The sequence below is a fragment of the Streptomyces glaucus genome (genome assembly GCF_039533365.1).
Taxonomy (GTDB): domain Bacteria; phylum Actinomycetota; class Actinomycetes; order Streptomycetales; family Streptomycetaceae; genus Streptomyces; species Streptomyces glaucus.
Map to the genome: position 1 here is coordinate 201,948 of NZ_BAAATK010000006.1, position 23,864 is coordinate 225,811.

General features: G+C 72.7%; 20 protein-coding genes and 1 tRNA gene. 10 read left to right on the forward strand and 11 right to left on the reverse strand.

From position 1 onward, the window contains the following. Positions 1-219: 219 nt before the first annotated feature. The 3 genes from ABD363_RS07175 to ABD363_RS07185 all read right to left on the reverse strand — a co-directional run bounded on the left by ABD363_RS07175 (position 220) and on the right by ABD363_RS07185 (position 3,131). Entirely contained in the window at positions 220-1,185 is a 966-nt protein-coding gene (locus tag ABD363_RS07175) for a DUF5926 family protein (RefSeq protein WP_344600764.1), read from the reverse strand. A gap of 155 nt (positions 1,186-1,340) precedes the next feature. Then, positions 1,341-1,979 (reverse strand): ATP-binding protein, encoded by a 639-nt coding sequence (locus ABD363_RS07180; RefSeq protein ID WP_344600766.1) that lies wholly within the window; start codon positions 1,977-1,979, stop codon positions 1,341-1,343. Between the two features lie 249 nt (positions 1,980-2,228). Continuing rightward, positions 2,229-3,131 carry a glycerophosphodiester phosphodiesterase gene (locus ABD363_RS07185; protein ID WP_344600768.1) on the reverse strand — a complete coding sequence of 301 codons (903 nt, stop codon included), beginning with the start codon at positions 3,129-3,131 and terminating at the stop codon, positions 2,229-2,231. A gap of 270 nt (positions 3,132-3,401) precedes the next feature. Here ABD363_RS07185 and ABD363_RS07190 point away from each other — a divergent pair, with 270 nt between their 5' ends. Together ABD363_RS07190 and ABD363_RS07195 are read left to right on the forward strand one after the other, a co-directional pair. After that, positions 3,402-4,877, forward strand: coding sequence for a S1C family serine protease (locus ABD363_RS07190; protein WP_344600770.1), 1,476 nt, complete (start codon positions 3,402-3,404; stop codon positions 4,875-4,877). Between the two features lie 103 nt (positions 4,878-4,980). Further along, positions 4,981-5,067: transfer RNA gene (locus ABD363_RS07195), tRNA-Ser, on the forward strand. A gap of 171 nt (positions 5,068-5,238) precedes the next feature. Here the strand turns inward: ABD363_RS07195 and ABD363_RS07200 are convergent. Next, entirely contained in the window at positions 5,239-6,426 is a 1,188-nt protein-coding gene (locus tag ABD363_RS07200; RefSeq protein ID WP_344600772.1) for an MFS transporter, read from the reverse strand. 75 nt (positions 6,427-6,501) lie between these two features. Between ABD363_RS07200 and ABD363_RS32585 the strand changes: the two genes are divergently transcribed. After that, positions 6,502-6,690, forward strand: a complete 189-nt coding sequence (locus tag ABD363_RS32585; protein ID WP_425577949.1) for a hypothetical protein — start codon at positions 6,502-6,504, stop codon at positions 6,688-6,690. A 574-nt stretch (positions 6,691-7,264) separates the two neighbouring features. After that, on the forward strand, positions 7,265-7,471 hold the full coding sequence (locus tag ABD363_RS07210) for a hypothetical protein (RefSeq protein ID WP_344600774.1): 207 nt from the start codon (positions 7,265-7,267) through the stop codon (positions 7,469-7,471). 155 nt (positions 7,472-7,626) lie between these two features. On the opposite strand, the gene ABD363_RS07215 is transcribed toward ABD363_RS07210, so the two are convergent. Further along, positions 7,627-8,214, reverse strand: coding sequence for a hypothetical protein (locus tag ABD363_RS07215; RefSeq protein ID WP_344600776.1), 588 nt, complete (start codon positions 8,212-8,214; stop codon positions 7,627-7,629). A 1,047-nt stretch (positions 8,215-9,261) separates the two neighbouring features. On the opposite strand from ABD363_RS07215, the gene ABD363_RS07220 reads away from it, so the two are divergent. After that, positions 9,262-9,582 (forward strand): hypothetical protein, encoded by a 321-nt coding sequence (locus tag ABD363_RS07220; protein ID WP_344600778.1) that lies wholly within the window; start codon positions 9,262-9,264, stop codon positions 9,580-9,582. Between the two features lie 493 nt (positions 9,583-10,075). Beyond that, positions 10,076-10,219, forward strand: coding sequence for a hypothetical protein (locus tag ABD363_RS07225; RefSeq protein WP_344600780.1), 144 nt, complete (start codon positions 10,076-10,078; stop codon positions 10,217-10,219). Between the two features lie 916 nt (positions 10,220-11,135). On the opposite strand, the gene ABD363_RS07230 is transcribed toward ABD363_RS07225, so the two are convergent. The 4 genes from ABD363_RS07230 to ABD363_RS07245 form a co-directional block, all read right to left on the reverse strand. Further along, positions 11,136-12,755: a hypothetical protein gene (locus ABD363_RS07230; protein WP_344600782.1), complete on the reverse strand. Its 1,620-nt coding sequence runs from the start codon at positions 12,753-12,755 to the stop codon at positions 11,136-11,138. A 339-nt stretch (positions 12,756-13,094) separates the two neighbouring features. Next, positions 13,095-13,622 carry a DinB family protein gene (locus tag ABD363_RS07235; RefSeq protein ID WP_344600784.1) on the reverse strand — a complete coding sequence of 176 codons (528 nt, stop codon included), beginning with the start codon at positions 13,620-13,622 and terminating at the stop codon, positions 13,095-13,097. Between the two features lie 91 nt (positions 13,623-13,713). Further along, positions 13,714-14,145: a hypothetical protein gene (locus ABD363_RS07240; protein ID WP_344600786.1), complete on the reverse strand. Its 432-nt coding sequence runs from the start codon at positions 14,143-14,145 to the stop codon at positions 13,714-13,716. A gap of 238 nt (positions 14,146-14,383) precedes the next feature. Next, entirely contained in the window at positions 14,384-15,253 is an 870-nt protein-coding gene (locus ABD363_RS07245; RefSeq protein WP_344600788.1) for a bifunctional DNA primase/polymerase, read from the reverse strand. A 376-nt stretch (positions 15,254-15,629) separates the two neighbouring features. Between ABD363_RS07245 and ABD363_RS07250 the strand changes: the two genes are divergently transcribed. From ABD363_RS07250 to ABD363_RS07260, 3 genes are all read left to right on the forward strand, one after another. After that, on the forward strand, positions 15,630-15,953 hold the full coding sequence (locus ABD363_RS07250; RefSeq protein WP_344600790.1) for a hypothetical protein: 324 nt from the start codon (positions 15,630-15,632) through the stop codon (positions 15,951-15,953). Between the two features lie 385 nt (positions 15,954-16,338). Then, the gene (locus tag ABD363_RS07255; protein ID WP_344600792.1) at positions 16,339-16,902 is read left to right on the forward strand and encodes a SigE family RNA polymerase sigma factor; all 564 of its coding nucleotides are present in this window, start codon (positions 16,339-16,341) and stop codon (positions 16,900-16,902) included. A 243-nt stretch (positions 16,903-17,145) separates the two neighbouring features. Further along, positions 17,146-18,822, forward strand: coding sequence for a long-chain fatty acid--CoA ligase (locus tag ABD363_RS07260; RefSeq protein WP_344600794.1), 1,677 nt, complete (start codon positions 17,146-17,148; stop codon positions 18,820-18,822). 228 nt (positions 18,823-19,050) lie between these two features. Here ABD363_RS07260 and ABD363_RS07265 read toward each other — a convergent pair whose 3' ends face one another. Continuing rightward, positions 19,051-20,289 carry an MFS transporter gene (locus ABD363_RS07265; RefSeq protein WP_344600795.1) on the reverse strand — a complete coding sequence of 413 codons (1,239 nt, stop codon included), beginning with the start codon at positions 20,287-20,289 and terminating at the stop codon, positions 19,051-19,053. 206 nt (positions 20,290-20,495) lie between these two features. On the opposite strand from ABD363_RS07265, the gene ABD363_RS07270 reads away from it, so the two are divergent. Beyond that, positions 20,496-21,074, forward strand: a complete 579-nt coding sequence (locus ABD363_RS07270) for a TetR/AcrR family transcriptional regulator (protein ID WP_344600797.1) — start codon at positions 20,496-20,498, stop codon at positions 21,072-21,074. A gap of 19 nt (positions 21,075-21,093) precedes the next feature. On the opposite strand, the gene ABD363_RS07275 is transcribed toward ABD363_RS07270, so the two are convergent. Continuing rightward, a partial coding sequence (locus ABD363_RS07275) for a response regulator (protein WP_486388789.1) occupies positions 21,094-23,864 on the reverse strand: 2,771 nt, incomplete at its 5' end.

Below are 23,864 nucleotides of genomic sequence, written 5' to 3' on the forward strand. Positions count from 1 at the left end.
GTGCAGGACCGCGGACATGGAAAGACCCGGTTGCTGGCGACGGGGGATGCACCAGCAACCGGGCTACTGGAACGGTAACAAGAGATCGGCGGTTCGCAAATTCGATCTCTGCTTTTCCGGTCACCGATCGGCCTGTCCGTACCGGGAGTTACGGCCCGGGCCGTCCGCACCGCGGGAGAGGTTCGGCCGGCCGGCCGAACCGGCTTCCCGGGGGCGGCGTCAGCTGAGGGTGACCTGGCGGTTGGTCAGGCCGCCGCGGGCCCGCCGCTCGTCCGCGGTGAGCGGCGCGTCCGAGGCCAGGGCCTCGGCGAGGTGCTCGGCGAACACGGCGGCCGGCTTCTCCACGTCCTGCGCGCCGACCCCGCTCGGCAGGTCCCAGACCGGCACGGTGAGCCCGTGGGCACGGAAGGAGCCGACGAGCCGGGTGCCCTCGCCGAGGCTGGTCCGGCCCGCCGCCTGCAGCCGCGCGAGCGCGTCCAGAAGACGCTCCTCGGCGTGCGGCATCACCCAGCGCAGGTGGTTCTTCTCCGGCGTCTCGCACCAGTACGCGGCGTCCACGCCCTGGAGCCGCACGGTCGGGATGGCCGCGGCGTTGGCCCGCTCCAGCGAGGCGGTCACCTCCGCCGTGGCGTTCTCCGGGTCCGGGACCCAGAACTCGAAGCCGCTGTGCACAACTGGCTCGAACGCGCCTGCCGGGTCGAGCAGATCCTGCAGCCGCGGACCGTCGGCCGGTGCGCGGCGGCCCTGCACGGGCGTGCCCGGCTCGGCGGTCAGGGCGCGCTGGAGGGTATCGGCGAGGTCGCGGCTGAGGTCGCCCGACGCGGTGTCGTTCTGCAGGCCGAGCAGCACCGAGCCGTCGTCGCGGCGCAGGGCGGGCCAGGCCATCGGCAGCACCGTGGCCAGCGTGACCGACGGCACGCCCTCGGGGAGGCCGTCCTTGAGGGTCAGCTCGACCGTGGCGGCGGGCACCAGCTCGCGCAGCGCGACCCAGTCGCACTCGCCCGGCAGCCCCTCGAACGGGCGCTGCACCAGCTCGGTCACGGCCTGGGCGGCGGCCCGGCCGTGGCAGGCCTTGTAGCGGCGGCCACTGCCGCAGGGGCACGGTTCGCGGGCGCCGACCACCGGGATCTCGGCGTCGCCGAGCTGCGGGCGCTTGGCCTTCGTCTGGGGTCGCTTCTTGGCCATCGTGGTGTCTCCCGGTTACGGCTCGTCTCGTACGGGCGCGAGCCTAGCCGTTCCCGCCGCGGCGGCCGGGATCCTGTGGACGACGGCGCGACCCGCGGGCGACCGGGCCACCCGTGCCGGTGACGCGGGAGCGGGCCGGGCACCGAAGCCGCCGCTCAGCCCCGTTCGTCGAACGCGCTCCTGAGGTCCGGGCCGGGGATCCGGGGCGCGGCCGGGGCCGCGATCCGCGGGGCGAGGCCGTCGCGGCGGCGCCCGGCGTCCGGGTCGTACACGTCGTCGTGGACGACGACCCAGACCGTGACCTCGCCCCGGGCGTCGTCCCGTACGCCCCAGTCGTCGGCCAGCGCGGTGATGATGTTCAGCCCGCGGCCGCCGTGCGCGGTGACCGACGGGGTGGCCGGCGCCGGGCGGGTCGGGCCGCCGCCGTCCGTGACCTCGACGACGAGCCGGCCGTCCGGTTCCACCCGCCACGCGGCCCGGACGTCGCCGTCACCGGCCAGGGCGTCGCCCAGCGGCCGGCCGTGTTTGCACGCGTTGCTCAAGAGTTCGGAAAGGATCAGTACGGCGTCGTCGACGACCGATTCCGCTACGCCGTCCCTGCGCAGTTGATCGCGCATACGACGTCTCGCTTCCCCCACGCCTGCCGGACCGTGGGGAACGGCCATGCTCGACGACGTGGGCACCTCCTGTGCCACCACCAACGCCACCCCCGAGACCTCCTTCGCCCCACGCCACGGTGTGGATGCCCCAATGGCCTGGACCGGAAACCGGCCGATCCACGCCCGGTGACGCATCCGAAACGATCGAACACGCACCGAACGCGCGCCGGACGCGCCGGAGCACTCCTCGTGACCGTATGGCTGGATTTCATCGGTGTGGCCGAAAAGGGAGGATGGAACAGTCCGGCCGCCGGGTCAAGGCCCGCGACGGGAGCGAGGGATTCCGGCGGGACCCGAGGACGGCGGCGGGAGCGGACGACCCCGCGCGACCAGCGGGTTCCGGCGGGAGCGGACGATCCCGGCGGACGCGGGGCCGGCGCGGGATCAGCGGCCGAGCCGGCGCAGCACCGCGCCCGGACGGTTGGTGATGATGGCGTCGACGCCCAGGCCGACGCAGAGATCCACGTCCTCCGGCTCGTTCACGGTCCACACGTGCACCTGGTGGCCGGCCCGCTTCAGGCGCTCGACGTACGCGGGGTGATTGCGCACGATCCGGATCGAGGGACCGGCGATCCCCACGCCCGCGGGCAGCCGCCCGTCGCGCAGCCGGGGCGGGACGAACTGCATCAGGTACACCGTCGGCAGCGTCGGCGAGGCGGCCCGTACCCGGTGCAGCGAGCGGGCGGAGAAGCTCATCACGCGCACCTGGGACCGGTCGGGGGAGGTCGGCGCGTCGAGTCCGAACCGCTTCAGCAGCGTCAGCAGCCGCTCCTCCACCTGCCCCGCCCAGCGCGTGGGGTGCTTGGTCTCGATGGCCAGCTCCACCCGGCGGTCCGCGTCGGCGACGAGTTCGAGCAGCCGTTCCAGGGTGAGGACGGAGGTCTCCTCCCGGTCCTCGGGCCGGTGCTCCCAGTCGGGCTCCTCGTCCCTGTCCTGCCAGGAGTCGCTCCCGCAGAAGTCGTGCCGCCGGGAATCGCCCCGCCGCAGGCCGTCCCGCCGGGGGGCGTCCCGGCAGGACGCGCGCGTCTTCCAGGAGCCGAAGTCCAGGGCGGCCAGCTCGGCCAGCTCCAGGGCGGAGACCGCGCCCCGGCCGTTGGACGTACGGTTGACGCGGCGGTCGTGGACGCACACGAGGTGTCCGTCGGCGGTCAGGCGCACATCGCATTCCAGGGCGTCCGCGCCGTCCTCGATCGCCTTGCGGTACGCGGCCAGGGTGTGCTCGGGCGCCTCCTCGGAGGCTCCGCGATGGGCGACGACTTGGATCCGCTGCTGCCGTGCGTGGGTCACCGCGTCATGGTGCCACCGCGCGCGGGTAGGCGTGCGAACGGCGGCGGCCCTCTTGTGTCCGATAAGTGTCACATGCCCTGTATAAGGAATGGTCGCGGCCCCACAGCAACCGCTTATGGTGCTCTGACGGCTCGTGGGAAAAGCTGTCGGCATACAAATAGACATGCAGGACACGCACAGCTGAATCGCGCCGGACCGCCGGCGCCGACCAGCGCGCACCAGCGTGACCGAGTGCGAACAGACAGCAGCCGTGGATCGAGGAGAGACGCTGTGAACACCGAGAACGAGGGCACCGCGGTACCCCCGGCCCCGTCCGCACCCCCCGTGCCGGTGGAATCCCCCGCAGCCTCCCCGCAGGCCGCGGCGCCCGGCAGCGACGCGCCGGCGACCCCGGCGCCCCCCGCGAGCGCTCCCCCCGGCACGGACCGGGAGGGGGCGTACGCCGCCCAGGCGCCGGCCTACGGACCGGCGGGCACGGCAGCGGGCGGCGCGCAGGGGCACGCCTTCCACAGCTCGGCCCCGGACACCGCCTGGCCCCCGCCCCCGCCCACCACCCCGGCGTACGGCGGCGGGGACGGCGGTTCCGGCGGCTGGGGCGCCCCCTACCAGCAGCCGGCGCCGAAGTCCGGCCGGGGACGCGGCGGACTGCTCGCCGCGATCCTGATCGCCGCGCTGGCCGCGGGCGGACTGGGCGGCGGTCTCGGTTACACCCTGGCCAAGAACAACGACGAGACCGCCTCCACGACGGTCTCCGCCTCCGACACCGGCGGCTCCGTCAAGCGCGACCCGGGCACGGTCGCCGCCGTGGCCGCCAAGGCACTGCCCAGCACGGTCACGATCGAGGCCGAGAGCACCAGCGGCGAGGGCGGCACCGGAACCGGCTTCGTCTTCGACACCCAGGGCCACATCGTCACCAACAACCACGTGGTGGCGGGCGCGGTCGACGGCGGCAAGCTCACGGCGACCTTCCCCGACGGCAGGAAGTACGACGCCGAGGTGGTCGGCAACGCCCAGGGCTACGACGTGGCCGTCATCAAGCTCAAGAACGCCCCCGCGAATCTGAAGCCGCTCCCCCTGGGCGACTCCGACAAGGTGGCCGTGGGCGACTCGACCATCGCCATCGGCGCCCCCTTCGGCCTGTCCGACACGGTGACCACGGGCATCATCAGCGCCAAGGACCGCCCGGTGGCCTCCAGCGACGGCAGCGCCGACAGCAAGGCGTCCTACATGAGCGCCCTGCAGACCGACGCCTCGATCAACCCCGGCAACTCCGGCGGCCCGCTGCTGGACGCGCAGGGCAACGTCATCGGCATCAACTCCGCGATCCAGTCCAGCAGCAACGGCGGCTTCGGCAGCGGACAGGCCGGCTCGATCGGCCTGGGCTTCGCCATCCCGATCAACCAGGCCAAGTACGTCGCCCAGCAGCTGATCAAGACCGGCAAGCCGGTGTACGCGAAGATCGGAGCCTCCGTCTCCCTGGAGGACACCACGGACGGCGCGCAGATCACCGACCAGGGCACCGGCGGCACCGAGCCGGTCGAGCCGGGCGGCCCGGCCGACAAGGCCGGCCTGCAGCCCGGGGACGTGATCACCAAGCTCGACGACACGGTGATCGACAGCGGCCCGACCCTGATCGGCGAGATCTGGACCCACCAGCCCGGCGACAAGGTGACCATCACCTACGAGCGGGACGGCAAGGAACACACGGCCGAGCTCACCCTCGGCTCCCGCGTGGGCGACGGCTGAGCCCGCCCCGCGCGCGTGCCACCCCGGCTCCCCACGGCTGACCCGCACACGCGCGTGCCGACCCGCTACCCTTGTCCCCGCGTCGCCGACACGGCCGACGCGGGGAGGTGTGCCCGAGCGGCCGAAGGGAACGGTCTTGAAAACCGTCGTGGCAGCGATGTCACCGTGGGTTCAAATCCCACCGCCTCCGCACAGGTCATAGATGTTGCAGGTCAGAAGGGGTGCCTCTCGGTGAGGGGCGCCCCTTCTGCGTGGGGCCTGTCTCACCTTGATCCGGCCCTGTCGCGCTGTGGATCAGTGCGTGTGGACCAGGCGTGGACCAGATTCGGCCCGTGAGATGTGTTGTGACCAGGGCTTTTGTTCACGACCCGGACGTTGAGGGCTTCCGCTGCGGCAGCAGCAGTCGCCCGCCGAGCAGCACCGCGCAGGACCCCATGGACAGCAGCCCGCCTACAAGGAAGATGCCACGCACGTCGGCGAGCGGCAGTACCAGTCCCCCGAGCGCGGCTCCTGCCGCGATACCGGCGTTGTAGGCACCGGAGTTGGCCGCGAGCGCGATATCAGTGCGGCTAGGTGCACAGCGCAGCATCTCGTTCTGTGTGGCCATGAACACCGGCCCGAGTGCACCGCCCATCAACACCAGGAACAGCACTGCTGCTAACGGATGGGTACCGGTTCCGTACAAGCCGAGCATGCCGACTGTCTGAGTGGCTACGGCAGTGGTCAGCGTGGAGTGCGGGAAGCGGTCCAGCAGCGTCCCGGTGATGCTCACCCCGACCAAACAGGCAACGCCAAGAGCGGCGAACAGAGCGCTGACTGTACGGGGAGAGAACCCGCTCACGTCGCCAAGGAACTTCACGATGTAGGTGAATCCCGCGAACGCCCCGGTGGCGGACAGGGTGCCGGCCGCCAGTACGGTCCCGAACCAGTTCGTGTCAGGGTTGGAACCGTAAGCGGCACGCCCTTCGTCCGGACGGGAGGTCGGCAACAGGGCGGCGATCGTGACGAGGGAGATGAGCCCAAGACCCGCCAGCACAGCGAGTGGCACTGGCCAGCCGCTCTGCTGGCCGAGCCAGGTACCCAGGGGAACGCCAAGTACGAGGGCGAGCGAACCGGCGACGGACAGCGCCCCGATTACTCGCCCCCGGATCTCGGGCGGGAACAGGCCCACCGCGACCGGCCCCATTACGGCCCAGAACAGCGCCTGGGCGAGCGCGGTCACCAGTCGAGCTGCGAGCAGCACCGAGTAGGACGTGGCCAGCGCCGCGACCAGGCTGGACACGATGAGAGCGGCCAGCAGTCCGGTAAGCACATAGCGTCGCGGCATGACCCGAGTGACGTGGGCCAGCGGCAAGGACGCCACGGCGACTGTCACGCCGTAGCCGGTGACCAGATAGCCGACCGCTGACACTGACACCTGTAGGCCCTCGGAGATGAGTTCCAGGAGGCCGACCGGCAGATTTTCCGCGGTGTTGAAGGTGAAGGCGGCCAGCATCAGGGCCGCGAGCACTGCCAGCCTGTGCCATGAAGCCGGTTGTGTCGTGACCATACGGCCAAGAAGTAGCACCGGAATGGGTATCGCCCCCACTCGTTTTCCGTGGGGGCGACGCTCTATGACCCTGGCGTGGCGGCGTTGTCCAGCCCAGCCCGTCTATTCCTCTTCGGCGGCCTCCAAGGCCCGCTCGATCTGTTCGTTCGAGCGCTGCTGGCTGCGGTGAATCGCCTTGGCGTAGAAGCGGAAGAGGACAGCGATACTGTGGCCGGCCCGCCGCGCGACCTCAGCCGGGAAGACTCCGGACTCAAGCCAGAGTGAGACTCCCGCGTGACGCAGGGAGTACGGCAGACCCAATCGTGGCGCTGCCAGGAGCGGCCTGGCCACTGCAAGACCATGAGCTCGGGAAGCTTGGGCTCTCTGCAGATGGTTGCTGGGCTGACCTGCGGTAGACCGGCTACGGAGCCCTGACCGGCCGACGACCTGGTCCCTGCCGTTCCCCGTGGTTCCCCGCACGATCTGGCACGGTTCTGGCGCGACCTCTTCGTCCTGAACTCTCGGTTAGGAGGTCATCAGGGGCTGCTGAGCTGGTCGGTGCGCCATTGACGGCTGTTGGTGATCGGCTGCGGTCGTGGTGGTTGCTGTACTTCGCTGCTGTACTGCTTGCAGCAGTACCGGGCCGGTGTCAGGCCGGTACGATGCGCAGGCTGGGCAGTGTCCACGCAATGGGGGAGGGGCAATGAGGAGCAAGGATCCGGAGTACCCGGCAGCGGTCGAAGCGGCCGTGGAAATCCTGCGGAAGCGGGCCCGGCAGGGACAGACCATTACGTATGGGGAGCTGAGCGCAGAGTTGGCGGCACGGGGCTTTGACTCCATTCCGCCTCACCGCGGCATCATGACCTACCTGCTCAAGGACGTCTGCCTGCACCGTAACGAGGACGGACGAGCACCGATGCTCTCGGCGATCGTGGTGAACAAGGCGAGCCGGGAGCCGTCCGAGCAGTTCTCCGGCCTTGCTCGGAGCCTGCCCTTCTCCCGGCCGGCCAACTGGAGCTGGCGGGACGAGCAGCAGCAGGTGTTCGCTCAGCACCGCGAGGAATGACGTCGCCCTCGACACCCGCTTCAGGAGTTCGATCCGGGCCCGTTCCGACTGCTGCTGTCGACTGGAGCGACTGCCGGACAGGTGTGCTGGCGTATGCCCCCGTCCGGCTTCGTTGATGTCAGCTGCGGATGTCAGAAGCCTTCTGAAGCGATCGGTTACCCGCAGTCGATGTCGGTCGATGCCCCGTGGAGGACCGGATCGGTGCTCGTACCACTGATCCGCAAATGGCCGCCCTCCTGTCCCCAGGACAGTTCGTACGTGCCTGCATCGATGGGACGGTAACCATCGTCGACCGTCCAGGAACCCGACTCGCCCAGGACCAGGCCGGTGCGCCCTACCGCGTACACCTCGCCATTGCCGATCACGAGGAAGGATGTCTCCCGCACCACGGCCGTGCAGCCCTTCGGCCCCGCAGGGCGCAGCACGCGGTATTCCACGTTCGAGATCAGGTCGTCTACCGCTCCCCATGTAGTGCCGAGCGATGCCGTCACGATCAGCAGGCTGTTCCCCAGCCGTGCCCACTTGGCTCGCTTCCTCAGGAGCTTTGAGGCATCCGTCAGGCGGCCCACCCGGGTGAGGGCCCATCGGAGAACGAGCGATACGAAAAGCAGAACTGCACTCACGCCCCAGCCGGGGATCACCCGCCCTTGTACGACCAGCAGGAGGCTGCTCCAACTTGCCACGGCGGCGAGTGCCAGGCTCCCGGTGCCGGTTGCTATGGAGACGGCCGGCGACAACCTCACGCTGTGCTGTGTACATGCTTCGGTCACGGCGGGTACGACTCTCCGAACACGCCGACAGTTGCGCTGAGCGGCCGAAGCGCGGAAAGAACCCTGGAGCCACAGCAAACCGCGGATCCCCGGTCTGGTGAGGCCAGGGCTGAGGACCCTGCTTCTTCTTGCCCTGGGTCTTGCCGGGGATCTCGGTGAGCTGGGTTTTTGCTGTTCAGGGGCGGTGGGTTCGTGCGCGTGGTGGTCGTCGTTGGTCGTCATTGGCCACTGTCGAGCGGCCTCGGACGGCCCAGAGACGGCCCGGCTTCGGCGCGCTCGCCTGACGGCCGGCACCTTCGACACGCCCGGTCCGAACCTCAGCCGACGACAGCCCGCCACGACGGCGGATGCGCCGACCGACCACGCACGCGTGCGCCTCGCTGCACCCCCGCCGGCCTCAGCCACGCTGCCTGTTTCGACGGCCAGCGCCTGACGGCGGCGACCGGGCGGCCCTCAGCTTGGGAAGTTGCGGCTGGTTCGGGCACTGACCTGGGCGGAAGTCCTGGTCGTGGTGGCCTCGGGTGGGGCGGCTTTCACGGTGATTCCCCGCTCTATCTGGTGCGCTTGTGGTGCGGCGGGTTAAGCACCGTGGTCAGGAGCCGGCTCGATGACGTCGGCCCAGACCAGATCGCCCCACGGGTTTCCCTCTACTCCGAGGCGTTCCGCGACGGCATCATCGAGGAACTTTGCGTGAGCCACCTCAACCGCTTCGCCCGGCCACCACAACGAGTCGCACTCAGTGCACAGCGAGAAGGGCGCCCCATCGGCAATGAAGCGGTATGAGTGGACCCAGTCCTGCCCGCAGCGCGGACAGACTTGCCTAGTTGGCATGCTTGGCACGGTATCCCAGCGGGGCGTGGCTCTGTCCATGAAGAGGGACAGCACTTCGACGTTGGTTCGGGAGGCACCTGCCCGCCAGAGTCGGACTGGATTGTTCACTAGTCCCGGCAGCACTGGACCCTCGTGCCGACACCAAGACCGGCCTTGCTCGGCCCGGTCACAGCAGCGGATCATTCGCAGATGAGACCTGAAGTCCAAGCCTTCGTTGCTGGCGGCCCACTACCCGGCTGGGACGCCGATGAGGACGAGATCGACCGACGCGTCAAGCAACTCGAAGCCATTTCCAAGCCCGTCACGGCCGACGAAGCGCAGGCCCTGGCCAGCTGCTTCGGCCCGGACGACTGCTATGGCGTCGCCTGGACGCTGCTGCACCTCATCGAGACCGGCCCCGGCCCGGTCCCTGTAGTACAGCCGCCTGGTCCGGACGCCGACGAATGGAACCACATACTCTGGAATCGGTGGGGAAGCCCAGAGATCCCCGACGATGGTTCGACGAGGTGAAGCCCTGGCCTGCAGGTGCGGCGGGTGCGATGAGGTGCTGTCCGTTCTCGTGGTTCCCGGCCTCGCCCCGATCCAAGTGCCTCCCGGGGTGATGGACAACCGCTGTCGAAACTCGTGAACAAAGCCAGGGGCGTGAAGGAGACGGAAACTGAGACGGCCTGACACAGGGCCAGACCGTCTCTGCCTGGAGCGAACTTCTGATCCGTAGCTCCACAGGGATCGGTCATTGGAGGCCATACAGGTTGCGGTGAGGGCTGCGAGCATCGGCATTGGGCCCTGCCGGTTGCTGGGGTTGCTGTACTTCGTTGCGGTCATGCAGGATCGGCCGATGTCTCGATCAGTAGGCGCGCACACCGCCGACCCGTGCCCCCGGTGCCTGGTTGAGGAGGTCCGTACGGGCAGCCTTGTACCTACCGCGGAGCGCGGTGCGGTCGGCTACGCCTGCGGGCGATGCGGGCATTCGTGGTCCCGTCCGGTCGGGGACGACCTGGACGTGTACGACATCGTCAGAGCGGACCTTCCGGAAAGAACGCTCTACGGCACTGTCTGGCAGGTGGAGGACGACCGAGTCCAGGTGCTCGACACGAGCAGTGGGCGACTGCTGTGGGTCGAGCGCTGGAGGACCATCCTCTATTGAGGCCGGTCCGACCTGAGCACCACACCATCAGCTTGGGAAGCTGCGAGCATCTGCAGCCGATTCGGCCGCTGACCTGCGTGAATAGCAGGTGTGTGTGGCCTTCCCCGGCTCGGCTGCTTTCACCGTGAGTCCCCGCTGTTCCCCGCTCGATCTGGTGCGCTTGTGGTGCAGCCGTGGGACTGACGATCTTGAAAACCGTCGTGGCAGCGATGTCACCGTGGGTTCAAATCCCACCGCCTCCGCGTTGATAGCAGCCGGAACGGCCCCTGACCCGGGTAGGTGGTCAGGGGTCGTTCGCCTGCCCGGGCCCCGGGGCCGTCCGGCGTTCCCCGCGGCTTCCCGCTCGATCGGGCACGGGCGGGGGCACAGGTGCCGGCGGCGCGGACGCGGTCGCGGGCCGGGGACGGTGACGTGGCGTAGGCCGTGAGGGCGGCGCATGGGTGGCGGGAGTTCCTCTCCGGAGTCAGGGTGGGACCTGCGGGCAGCGGCCGGGCGTGGGCGAAGGCGCTCGGTCGCTGCCCGCGGGCGTGACGGATCGGGCCCAGGGGCGGGCGAGAGGGCGCCGGGGCGCGGCAGCGGAGCAACGGCGCCGAGGGCGTACGGCCGCAGTGCCCGACGGCAACGGGTTCGGCGGCGTCGGGAGCGGGGGTGAGCAGGCCGGAGGCGCGCGTGCGGCGCAGGGCCGTCCGTCTTCGCCCGGCTGATCGGCTGCTCGGCCGGAGCACCGGACAGGGGACAGGAGGCGGGGCCGTCGGGAGGCCTGCCGTGGCAGGGGCGTGGAAGGGCCGACCGTGACAGGGCCGCCGTCAGGGCGATGAGCGGCGCGGTGGGGAGGGGACGCCCGGGCGCGGGGTCAAGGCCCGGGCGTCGCCGAAGGGGAGGGCGAATGCCGCCCGCGCCGTGTCCTCCGCGTGGCTCAGGAGCGTGCGCGGGCGGCCGGATCGTTCAGACAGAGGGCGATGTTCCGGACCGCGGCGGTGAGTTCCTCGATCACCCGGGCCGCCTGCTCCGCGTTGTGGAAGGCCGGGCGCCCGGCCAGGGGCAGGTCCGGCTCCTCCGCCGCCTGGAGAGCCGGTCCGGCGTTCTCGGCGAAGGGGGAGGCGGCGGGCGCGGGTGTCTTGGCCGCGGAAGGCAGTCCCGGCGCGGCGGTCCCGGCGAGCCCGGTGGGGTCGGTGGGGCCTGTGGGGCCGGTGGGCGAGGCGGGGCCGGTAGGTGCGGCCGGATCCGCCGCGGACGCGCCGGGAGATGCGGGTGCGTCAGGTGCGGCTGGCGCGTCGAAGGTTGCGGACGCGCCGGGTGCCGCGGATGCGCCAGGAGCCGTGGACGCGCCAGGAGCCGTGGACGCGCCGGGGGGTGCGGGGGCCGGCCGGCGCACCGGCTCGGGGACGACCGGAACCGGCGGGCCGGCCTGCGGCGCACCGGTCGACGTCTCCCCCCGGTACCCGCCTTCCCTCCGGTATTCGCCTTCCGCCTGGTACCCGCCCTCTCCCCGGTATTCGCCCTCCGCCCGGTGCTCGTCTCCCCTCCGGTACCTGTCCTCTCCCCGGTACTTGTCCTCAGCCTGGTGTTTGTCCCCCGCCCGGTACTGGTCCTCCGCCCGGTGCTTGTCCCCCGTCCGGTACCGGTCCTCCGCCCGGTACCTGTCGAACGGGACGCGGAAGGCGGCGGAGTCGCCGGTCACGGAGACGCAGGCCTCCTCGCCCGGCCGCGACGGCGCGCCCGGCGCGGAGCGGGAGTCCGGGGAGGGTTGCTGGGTGTGCGGGGTCAGGTCCGGCGCATTGCGGGTCCGGGGCAGTACGAAGTGCTCGAAACCGGGGAACGCCAGGGTGCCGGAGTGCGTGGCGGGGCGCGGTTTGTACTCGGTCTGCCACTGCATGCGGTAGCAGTCGACCTGGTCGGCGCAGGCGGCGCGGGCGTGGAAGACCGCCGTGTCCTCCCCCAGGTCCGGGTACCAGAGGTTCGGGCCGGGGAAGCGTACGGTCCGCACCCGCGGCCGGATCGGCTCGGCGCATCCCATGCAGCAGCCCTCCGGCACCATGAGCGGGATGCCGCCGCTCTGGTCCGGCCAGCGCGGGCCGCCCTCCCAGCGGTACTCGCCGTGGTGGCAGGGCGGCAGCTCACCGCAGGCGCGGCAGACGGCGTAGTGCTCCGGGAGGACCTGCCAGTCGTGGCTGGCGGGAGCGCACCAGTGCTTCGGCGTGGACCGGGGCAGGTTCTCGTTGCGCAGCACCAGGACCACCGGGCGCTTGTAGAATTCGGTCCGCTCGGGGGCCGGTTTGACCGCCTGGTTGTTGGCCCGCCGCAGTTCGTTGGCGTGCCACCACAGCTCCACGTGGTCGCGCCACGCCTTCTCGTAGGAGTCCGGCCACCGGTCGCCCGGATAGTTGTCGATCTCCAGGATCCGCCATGCCTGCCGGTCGAGTACCACGATGGAGCCGGCCCTCAGTCGCATGTGCGTTCCGTTGTCGCCCTCGTCCGGCCAGTCGTGCCGGCCGATACGAGTGGGCTGGTCTGGGAGCCACCTGCGAACCTGCATGTCATGCTCCTCGGCAACGAAACCTCATAGTTTCAACTGGGGCAGTGGGCAACATTCTGAACAATCAGGACGTTTAGCTCGGTGTAGACACGCGCACACCGTTGATCGAAGACGACCGGAAAGGCTTTTCGCGGCACCGGTTCCTTCCGGAAACGCCTTTGCCTCTGGGCTTCTTACGCCGGGGACCGTCGTCGGGTACGGCCCCCTCCACCGGACCCGGGGCAGCCCTTCCTACCCCGGCGCCGGATCCCGACACTCACCTGTACGTGTGAGAGCACTGCGGAGGCCGTCACCCCGTACGTGTGCATCGTCTCGTGCGCGGACGTACGGGGGAGCGGGTCACTCCGGTGAGGCGGCCCGCAGCAGGCGCAGCTGGCCGATCTCGGTCACGTTCTTCATCAGTTCGGCGTTCACCCAGGCGGCCATGTGCGCGACGGTGTGCGCCGGCTCGTCCGACCACGGGAACGGGGCCGTGGCGTCCAGGTCGGCGTCGGTGAACCGGCCCAGGGCCGTCAGCCAGTCCGTACGCAGGGCGCGCAGCCACTCCACGGTCGGCGCGCCGGGGCCGGGCCAGGCGATGCCGGTCCGCTCCCGGGGCGGCCGCCCGGCCACGTGGTCGATCGCCACGCTCCACCACCAGCCGATGTGCCAGCTCACCCAGCCGATGGTGGGGACGGGAACGGGATCGGGCTCCGTCTCGGCCCAGTCCGGCACCCATGTGCCGTCGGCGGCCCGGCGCAGGGTCCAGCAGTGCGGCACCGGCTCCCAGAGGAAGTCACCGGGCTCCAGCCGTTCCAGGTGGTACTCGAACAGGGACCAGGTCAGCTCGAACTGCCAGCGGAGCAGGTTCCCCCGGGACTCTCTCATCGCTCAGGCCTCTCACGGTGGGCGGGGCGGGGCAGGGCTGCGGGTCCGCGGCCGGCGGGCGTCGGCACCGCGGTGGCTCCGGGCGGGGCTCCTACAGTTCGTGGTCCTGGGCGAGCCGTTCCCAGGGCAGCTCCCGCAGCGTCGGCTCCACGTCGCAGCCGGAGGGCACCCGCGGGGTGGGCTGGAACCAGACGACGGCGAGGCCCGAGCGGTACGAGACCGGGTCGTGGGCCGGATCCAGCGCGGTGGAGGAGAAGAGGCCGACGCAGGCCACGGAGGGCAGGATCTCCACGGGGCCGAAGGCGCCGGCGTACTGGTCCGGGTGCTCGCGCGCCGGCGGCACGAGGTGCACCGGTGTGCCCGGGAAGGCGCGTTCGGCGGTGCGTACGAGGCCCCTGATCCTCATGTCGTTGACGGGCTTGCAGGGGTAGCCCTCCAGCATCCCGCCGTACGTCGAGGAGAGCCGCAGCTCGGCGAGGTCGACCGAGCGGCCGGAGGACAGGACTACACGGGTCAGCGACATGGTCGGCACTTTAGGGCGGTGACGCATACAGGTCTTCCGATTTCAGCGGGCGGCCTCCCGTCCTCGTCGATCGCGTTCAAGGTCCGGCCGGGGCGCTGACGGCCGGGATGGCCGGGGCGCTGACGGTCGGGATGGTCGGGGCGGTCGGGACGGCCGGGGCGGTCAGGGGGCCGTCGTTCCGGGGTGGACGCGGGCGGGCGGTTCCCCGCCGGTCACGGCCGGGGCGGCTTCCCGCCGGTCACGGCCGGTGGCCGGTCATGCGGGCCGCCGACGCGATCGTCGCGCGGGCCTCGCGTTCGGTCAGGCCCCTGTCGAGGGCCGCGGCCACCAGGGAATCGACGAGGGCCGGGCCGATGCCGTTCTCGTAGGCGCGGCAGGCCGCCCAGAACAGGCGGGTGTTGCGCTGGCCCCGGTGGGCGGCGCGCACGAACTGCACCAGGCCCTGGCCGTGCTGCCCGCCGGCCGCCGGGGACGCGGGCTGCCGCGGGCGGGGCGGCGGCAGCAGCAGGCGCAGGAGTGCGGGCGGGCAGGCCGCGGGGGCGAGGTGCGCGGTGCCCCGGGCGACGGCGTACACGCCGTGTCCGGTACGGGAGCCGGGGCCGACGAGGTAGCCCCCGGCGCCGCGCACGTCGATGCCGGGGGCGAGGCGGCCGGCCGAGTTGGGGACGGCGACGCCGGGCGGACCGCTCAGCCAGAGGTGACGGCCGCCGCTGGGGGTCAGGACGACCACGGTGGGCGGGATCGTGAACAGGTGGCGCAGGGCCAGTTCGCGCAGGGCGGCCGAGGAGTCCGCTCCCGACTTGGTGTCCAGGTCGATGCCGATCAGGTGGTGCGGAGGCAGTCCGCAGGCGATGCCGTAGCCGGTCGCCCAGGGCGCGGCGGCGAACAGCTCGCGGATGCGGGCCGGGTCGGTCGAGGCGTCGTGGACCCCGTGGCCGGGGCGGCCGCACTCGCCGCGGCAGGGGAGGGAGGCGGGGGCGTCGCGGTGCGGGGAGCGCAGGGCCGGGAGCTTCGTCCGGGACAGCGGGATGACGGCCAGTCCGCGTTCGGCGGCTGACAGGGCGTGCGCGAGGGCCAGCGTCGTGGCCTGCCGGTCGATGGTGGCCATGCTCCTATTTTCGTACATGCGTTCGAAGAAGGGAAGGGGGAGCGGGGCGACGCGCCGGGGCGGGGTGATCGGCCGGAGATGTGGCGTAACGATTCACCCCTTGCGGTGCTCGGGGCGGGGGATCCGTGCTGTCCCGAGGTGCGGCTCGGGGAGGGCGGAAAGGTTTATCGACTTGTCCTCACGCTTGAGTGCGAACCATGCCTTACGGGACGGTTCGCCGCGGATCCGGTGGGCAACTCTGATCTCGCGACGTCGTGCACAAGGCCCGGGCGGTCGGCCAACCGCCCTGGTGACAGCCGTGATTCGGAAATCGGCACCTCACGCACCACGCGCTTCCGGCGACCGACCGGTGCGCACCTCGTTCTGGAGGAACCACATGGCAAGCATCCGTACCGCCCGCATCGTCGCCGCCGTCTCCGCCCTTCCGCTCGCCGCCGCGCTCTTCACCGGCGTCGCGGCGGCGGAGGAGACGGCCATCGCGGACAACGGATCGAGCGCGTCCGCCACGAACGCTCTGGCGGGCATCGTCGGCAGCGGTGTCGGCGGGAACAACCACGGCAACTCGGCCACCACGCAGCAGCAGGCGACCGGCCCCGGCGCCTCGAACCAGAACAACACGGCTCAGGTCGACGGCTCCGCCTTCACGGCCGTCAACCAGGGCAACGAGAACGTGGCCGTCAGCTTCGCCCCGCTGTGGTGACGGACTGAGGGGGCCGGCGTACCTGCTCCGGCGCCGGCCCCCTCGAAGACCGGGTGTGCTTCATGGGGTTGCAACACGTCTGCGCGGCGGTGCCGAAGCACCGCCGCGCAGACGTTCCCGGAGCCGGGTTTCGGGGGCGGATGCCGGAGACGGGCCGCCCGTGCGGTGAGGCGCCGCTCCTCGCTCCGCTTCCCGCCGCCTCCGCGCTGCGGCCCCGCTGCGGCCCCGCTCCGGGTCCCGTCCCCGGGGGTGGACCCGCACGCGCCCTCATCCTCCGGTCCACCTGCAGGAGGTGCGGCGGAACCCCTCCCTACAACCTGGGGGGGACCCGGCTTCGGGACTTGCGGCCGATCCGCGGGGACCCGCTCGCTCATAGCGTGGAGCCATGACCACACCCGTCTGCACCAGCGCCTCGAACGCCGCCGCAGCAGCGACGCAGACCCTCCCCTTCCCGTACCCGTCGTTCTCGTCGTACGTGAGGGCCCGCCGGCCGGTGCTGCTGCGCACGGCCCGGTCGCTGACCGGGAACCCGAGCGACGCGGAGGACCTGCTGCAGACCGCGCTCACCAAGACGTACGTGGCCTGGGAGCGCATCGAGGACCACCGTGCGCTCGACGGTTATGTGCGCCGGGCACTGCTCAACACCCGGACGTCGCAGTGGCGCAAGCGCAAGGTCGACGAGTTCGCCTGCGACGAGCTGCCCGAGCCGGAGCCCGTGCCCGGCGGGGACGACCCGGCGGAGCGGCAGGCGCTGCACGACGCGATGTGGCGGGCGATCACGAAGCTGCCGGCCCGGCAGCGGGCGATGGTCGTCCTCAGGTACTACGAGGACCTCAGCGAGGCCCAGACGGCCGAAGTGCTCGGCGTGTCCGTCGGCACGGTGAAGTCGGCGGTGTCCCGGGCCCTGGGCAAGCTCCGCGAGGACCCCGAGCTGGTGCTCGCCCGGTAGGGGGCCAGGGGTCCCGGGCGGCCCGGGCTTCCGCGACCCTGCCGGGCCCGGGCCCTTCGGGAGCCCCCGCGGGCCTCCGTGGGCCTGTGCGGATCGCCGCGCGGAGGCCCGTGCGGGCTCCGGCGGAGCGACCGATGCGGGGCGGCCGATGCGGGGCGGCGCGAAGGATCGATCGGTCGGACCTAGTGACATACCGCGCGGTATGTGCACAGAATCAGGCCATCCCTTACCACCGCGTAGGCAATGTCGCCCCGGGAGGACGCCGTGCAGAGCACGATGCAGGACGTACCGCTGCTGATCTCGAGGATCCTGACCCACGGGTCGGTCGTCCACGGCACATCGCGGGTGACCACCTGGCTCGGCGAGGGAGAACCGCACCGCCGCACCTTCGCCGGGATCGGCGCCCGCGCGGCCCAGCTGGCGCACGCGCTGCGCGAGGACCTCGGGATCGGGGCCGACGACCGCGTGGCGACCCTGATGTGGAACAACGCCGAGCACGTCGAGGCCTACTTCGCGATCCCCTCCATGGGCGCGGTGCTGCACACCCTCAACCTCCGGCTCCCGGCCGAGCAGCTGGCCTGGATCGTCGACCACGCCGCCGACCGGGTCGTGATCGCCAACGGTTCGCTGCTCCCCCTGCTCGCCCCGCTGCTGCCGCACCTGAAGACGGTCGAACACGTGGTCGTCTCCGGGCCGGGCGACCGGTCCCTGCTCGCGGACGTCTCCGCGCAGGTGCACGAGTACGAGGAGCTGATCGCCGGCAAGCCGACCGCGTACGACTGGCCGGAACTGGACGAGCGATCGGCCGCCGCCATGTGCTACACCTCCGGCACCACCGGCGACCCCAAGGGCGTGGTCTACAGCCACCGTTCGATCTACCTGCACTCCATGCAGGTCAACATGGCCCAGTCCATGGGTCTGTCCGACCAGGACACCTCGCTCGTGGTGGTCCCGCAGTTCCACGTCAACGCCTGGGGCCTGCCCCACGCCACCTTCATGACCGGCGTCAACATGCTGATGCCGGACCGCTTCCTGCAGCCCGCGCCGCTCGCCGAGATGATCGAGAGCGAGCGGCCGACGCACGCCGCCGCCGTCCCCACCATCTGGCAGGGCCTGCTCGCCGAGCTGACCGCCAGGCCCCGGGACGTCTCCTCCCTCACCCAGGTCACCATCGGCGGCTCCGCCTGTCCGCCCGCCCTGATGGAGGCGTTCGACGAGCTGGGCATGCGGGTCTGCCACGCCTGGGGCATGACGGAGACCTCCCCGCTCGGCACCGTCGCGCGCCCCCCGGCCCAGGCGGTCGGCACGGACGAGGAGTTCGCCTACCGCCTCACCCAGGGCCGCTTCCCGGCCGGCGTCGAGGCCCGCCTCACCGGCCCGGGCGGCGAACGCCTGCCCTGGGACGGCACCTCCGCCGGCGAACTGGAGGTGCGCGGCCCGTGGATCGCCGGCGCCTACTACAACGGCCCCGACGCCGAACCGCTGCGCCCCGCCGACAAGTTCAGCGAGGACGGCTGGCTGAAGACGGGCGACGTCGGCACGATCTCGCCCGACGGCTTCCTCACCCTCACCGACCGCGCCAAGGACGTCATCAAGTCCGGCGGCGAGTGGATCTCGTCGGTCGAGCTGGAGAACGCGCTGATGGCCCACCCGGACGTCGCCGAGGCCGCCGTGGTCGCCGTCCCCGACGAGAAGTGGGGCGAGCGCCCGCTGGCCACGGTCGTCCTCAGGGAGGGCGCCACCGCCGACTTCGAGACCCTGCGCGCCTTCCTCGCCGAGGAGGGCAAGATCGCCAAGTGGCAGCTCCCGGAGCGCTGGACGGTGATCGAGGCGGTGCCGAAGACGAGCGTCGGCAAGTTCGACAAGAAGGTGCTGCGCAGGCGGTACGCCGAGGGCGAGCTGGACGTCACCAGGCTCTGACCCGGACCCGGACGTCACCGGGCCACGACCCGGGCACGACTCCGACCCGGGCCTACGGATGCCGGGCGGACCGCTCCCCGGCCCGCCCGGCATCCGCAGAGGCCACCGGGCCGCTCACGGCCGTACGGTGACCGGGCCGCCCACGGCCGTACGGTCGGACCGCTCACCGCCGTACGGCCGTGCCGCTCGCCCGGCACCGGCACCGGCGCTGTACGGCCATCCCGGAGCTCACCGCTGCCGCGCGGCGGTGGCTCCCCATCCCACCGCCAGCCACACCGCCGCCACCGCGCACACGCCGCCCCAGCCGAAGTGGCCGAAGGCCGGGCCCGCGAGGGCCGAGGCGGTGGCGCCGCCGGCGAAGCCGCTCACCACGTACGCGGTGTTGGCGGTGGCCGGGGTGGAGGTGGTGGTCAGTGCCAGGGTCTGGTTGGCGACGTGGGAGGCGACGAGCGCCGCGTGGATCGCGATCGCGGCGACGAACAGGGCCGCCATCACCTGCCCGCCCAGCCAGAACAGCGGTACGGATACGGCGGCGAGCAGGTACGCGGACCGGACGACCCGGGCGGCGCCGAACCGGTCGACGAGTCCGCCGGCCAGGGGCGCCACCGCGCTGGCGGTGAGCCCGAACAGGCCGAACAGGCCGGCCGTGGCGGTGGACAGCCCGTACGGCTCCTCCGTCAGCAGCAGCGCGAGCGAGGTCCACAGGGCGCTCCAGGCGCCGAACATCCCGGCCTGCCGCAGGCACGCGCGCCACAGGTCGGGCGAGCGGCGGACCAGTCCGGGCAGGGCGGCGACGCCGGCGAACAGCGAGCCGGCGCGGTGGCGCCGCTCGGCCGGCAGGGCGGCGGCGGTCGCCAGGCCCAGGGCCAGGGTCAGTACGGCCGCGCCCGCGAACACCCACCGCCAGCCGAAGGCCTGCCCGGCCAGTCCGCCGAGCACCCGGGCCGCGACGATGCCGGTGAACAGGCCGGCGACGACGGCCGCGACATGGCGGGCGCGGCGCGCGGTGGGGGCACGCTCGGCGACCAGCGGGACGAGCAGCTGCGGGACGACGGTCGCGGCCGAGGCGACGAACACGGCGACCGCGAGCGCGCCGGAGCCGGGCGCGGCCGCACTGGCGGCCAGCGCGACCGTGGTGACCAGCGTGAGGACGGCGACCAGGCGGCGCCGGTTCGCGCTGTCGCCGAGCGGGGCGAAGAAGAGCAGGCCCACCGCGTAGCCGAACTGCGCGACCGAGGCGATCCAGGCCACCGCCGACGGCGTGGAGCCGAAGTCGCGGGCGATGAGGGAGAGCAGCGGGGCGGCGAGGTAGATGTTCGCGGCGGTGACCGCGCTGCACACGGCGAGCAGAGTGAGGAAGAGGGCGGGGGCGCGCGGCTCCCGGACCGGGGTCTGCCGGGCCCCGCGGCCGGTTCCGTGATCGGTTCCGCGGGTGCTCCGGCGGGCAGCGGTCGCTTCGGGTGACATGAGCGGGACTCCTCCGGGATCTCTCGGGCTCTGCTCCTGCCGAGCCGGTTCCGCCGAGCCTGTTCCCGCCGGACTCCTCGGCGGGGGCTCCTGAAGCCGACTCCAACAACCAACCAGTTGGTTGGATGGTGGGTGAACAGTCTGCGGCACGGATGGATTCCCAGTCAACCAAACAGTTGGTTACCTTGCGCGCTACCCTGTCCCCCATGGCAGCAAGGGACCCCGAGGCCACCAGGGCCCGGATCTTCGAGGCGGCGGTCGCCGAGTTCGCCCGGCACGGGATCGCGGGCGCCCGCATCGATCGCATCGCGACCGCGGCGAAGGCGAACAAGCAGCTGATCTACGCCTACTTCGGCAACAAGGCGGAGCTGTTCGCGATCGTCCTGGAGAAGAAGATGCTGGACCTCGCCGAAGCCGTCCCCGTCGATCCGGACGACATCGAGGGCTGGGTCGACCGGCTGATGGACTACCACGCCGCCCACCCCGAACTGCTCCGCCTCCTCTTCTGGGAGGGCCTGGAGTACGGCACCGCCGAACTGCCGCACGAGGCCGAGCGCCAGGAGCACTACGCCCGCAAGGTCGCCGCCCTCCGGGAGGGCCAGGACCGGGGCGTGATCACGGACGCGATCCCGGCGCGGGACCTGATGTTCCTGCTGACCGCGCTGGCCAACTGGGCCGCGGTCGTCCCGCAGATGCGGCGCATCCTGGTCGGCGGCGAGGGCGCCGACCGCGACCGGCTGCGGGCCTCGGTGAAGGAGGCGGCCCGCCGCCTGGTCGCACGCTGACGCGGGCCGGCCGGGCCGGTCAGTTGGTCCCGATCCGCGCCAGCAGGTCGACGATCCGGGACTGCACCTCGTCGCTGGTGGACCGCTCCGCGAGGAACAGCACCGTCTCGCCCGAGGCGAGGCGCGGCAGGTCCGCCGGGTCGACGGCGGCGGTGTAGACGACGAGCGGGGTGCGGTTGAGCTGCCCGTTCGCGCGCAGCCAGTCGATGATCCCGGCGGCCCCGGCGAACCCGGCGGACCCGGCCTGGCGCCGGTGCATCTGCATCAGGTCCATCACGACCAGGTTCGGCCGGAACTGTCCCGCCAGCGTCACCGCGTCCGCGTCGCTCGCGGCCCGCGCCACCTGCATCCCGCGCCGCTCCAGCGCCGCGGTCAGCGCCAGCGCGATCTCCGTGTGCTCCTCGATCAGCAGCACGCGCGGCGGATGCTGCTCGCTGTCGCGCGGCGCCAGCGCCTTGAGCAGGACGGCGGGGTCGGCCCCGTACGCCGCGTCCCGCGACGCCTGCCCGAGTCCGGCCGTGACCAGTACCGGCACCTCGGCCGCGACCGCGGCCTGCCGCAGCGACTGCAGCGCCGTGCGGGTGATCGGCCCGGTCAGCGGGTCCACGAACAGCGCGGCGGGGAAGGCCGCGATCTGCGCGTCGACCTCCTCACGCGAGTGCACGATCACGGGCCGGTACCCGCGGTCGCTCAGCGCCTGCTGGGTGCTCACGTCCGGAGCCGGCCACACCAGCAGCCGCCGCGGGTTGTCCAGCGGCTCCGGCGGCAGCTCGTCGTCCATCGGCTGCGGCCGCGGCGGGTCGGCCACCTCGACGGCCCCGCCGGGACCGTCCAGCGGCTCGGGCCCCTCGGCGGCGTTCTCGTCCGGCGCGCCTATGGCGTACGACCGGCCGCCGCCCTCGGTCGCCTGCGCGATCCGGGGCTGGGCGGCGGGCGACGCCTGCGGCTGCGGCCGGCCGGCGGGCTGCTCGGCCGACGGATGCGGCCGGGCCGTCTGCTCCGCACGCCCGGCGGCCGGGTCGGGCGGCGTCCCCAGCTTGCGACGCCGGCCGGAACCGCCCGGCTGATGCGGGGCGGGCGTGGCCGACGGCTGCTGCACCTGGGCCGCCTGCCGGTTGAACGGCACGCCCTGCCCCAGCGTCCGCACGCTGATCGCCCGTCCCTGGGTGGAGTTCGGGTCGACCGGCGCACCGGCCTCGGCGGGCAACGGCTGCGCCACCCGCACGCCGCTCTCCGGCGGCAGCGCGGTGCCGGCGGCGGGCTGCGGGGGGCTGGGAACGGGGGGCGGTACGGGGGCGCCGGGCGCCGGGGCGGGGACGCCGGCGGGCGGTACGGGGCCGGGAGTGCCGGCGGGCGGGACCGCGGTGGGAGCGGTGCCGGCGGGCGGGACCGGGCCGGCGGCGTCCGGCGGTACGGGCGTGCCCGCGCCGGAGGTGTCGCCCGCGGCGGGCCACGGTTGCGGGACCGGGATGCCCTGTCCGGAGGTGTTCTGCGCCGGGGTGCCCTGCGCCGGAGTGCTCTGGCCAGGGGCTGCTTCCGGAGGGAGCGGCCGGCCGGCGGCGGGCTGTTCCGGCGCCGTGGGGTGGTGGGCGGGAGCGAGCCCGGAGGCGCCGGCGCCCTGACCGGCGGGCGCCTGCCCCGGCACGCCCTGCGGCGGCAGCGGCTGACCGGCGGCGACGGCCTGCTGGGCGGGCAGGCCGGCCTGCCCGGACGCGTCCTGCGCGGCGGGCTGGGCGGTGACGGGCCGCGGGTGGGGCTGGGCCTGGGGACGGGGCTGAGCGGCCGTCGGCTGGACCGGCCGTCCCGGAGCGGCCTGCGGGGGAACCGGCCGTCCCGCGACCGGCTGCGGGGGAACCGGCTGCCCGGGAGCGGCCGCCTGCCCGCCCTGACCGGGAGCACCCGGCGCGGGCACGGCCGTGGCCTGCGGCGGGACCGGAACGCCCGGCGCGGGCACCGGAGCGCCCGGGGCCGCGACCGGGAGCCCCTGGGCCGGGACCGGAACACCCTGGGCCGGAACCGGGACACCCTGCTGCGGAGCAGCCGCGCCCTGCGGCGGCACGGCCTGCACGGGGGCCCCCTGTGGGGGAACCGGCCGTGCCGGATCCTGCGCGGGAGTCCCCTGCGCAGGCACTCCCTGCGCGGGCGCGCCGGCCGCCTCCGCCGGCTGGGCGACGGCACGGCGTCGACGTCCCGAAGGAGCGCTCGCGGGATGCGGCTGCGGCGGGGTGTGGTCGTCGGCCTGGTCGTGCGGTACGGGGTCGTGCCGGCCGTCGTCGGGCAGGGCGTCACCGGGAGCGGCGGCCCCGCCGACCGGCGCCTGCCCCTGACCGGGGACCTGCCCCTGACCAGCAACGGGCCCCTGACCAGCAACAGGTCCCGGCCCCTGAGCGGGCTGTCGGCCCTGACCGGGAATCCGTCCCCGATCTCGACCGAGTTCTTGTCCTTGACCGGGCACCCGCCCCTGCGGCGGAACCGGAATCGGCCCGTCCACTCCCTCGGCCCCACCCGGCGCACCCGGCGCGCCGGGTGCGCCGGCAGCGGCAGCGTCACCGGCGGCGGGCCCGGAGGCGACGGCCCCCTCGGCCCCCTGCTCCTCCCGGTCCGCCCCGGCCGGCGGCAGGGCGAACACCGTGCGCGGCGCCGCGTCCTGCGCGGCGGCACGTTCGGTCGCGGCGGCCAGGGCACGCCGACGGCGCCCCGTCGGCTGGGACTGCGCGGTCTCCTCCGCACCGGCCGCGCCGGCCGGCGCGGGCAGCGCGGGCGGCAGCGCCTCCTGTTCGCCGGCGTCCA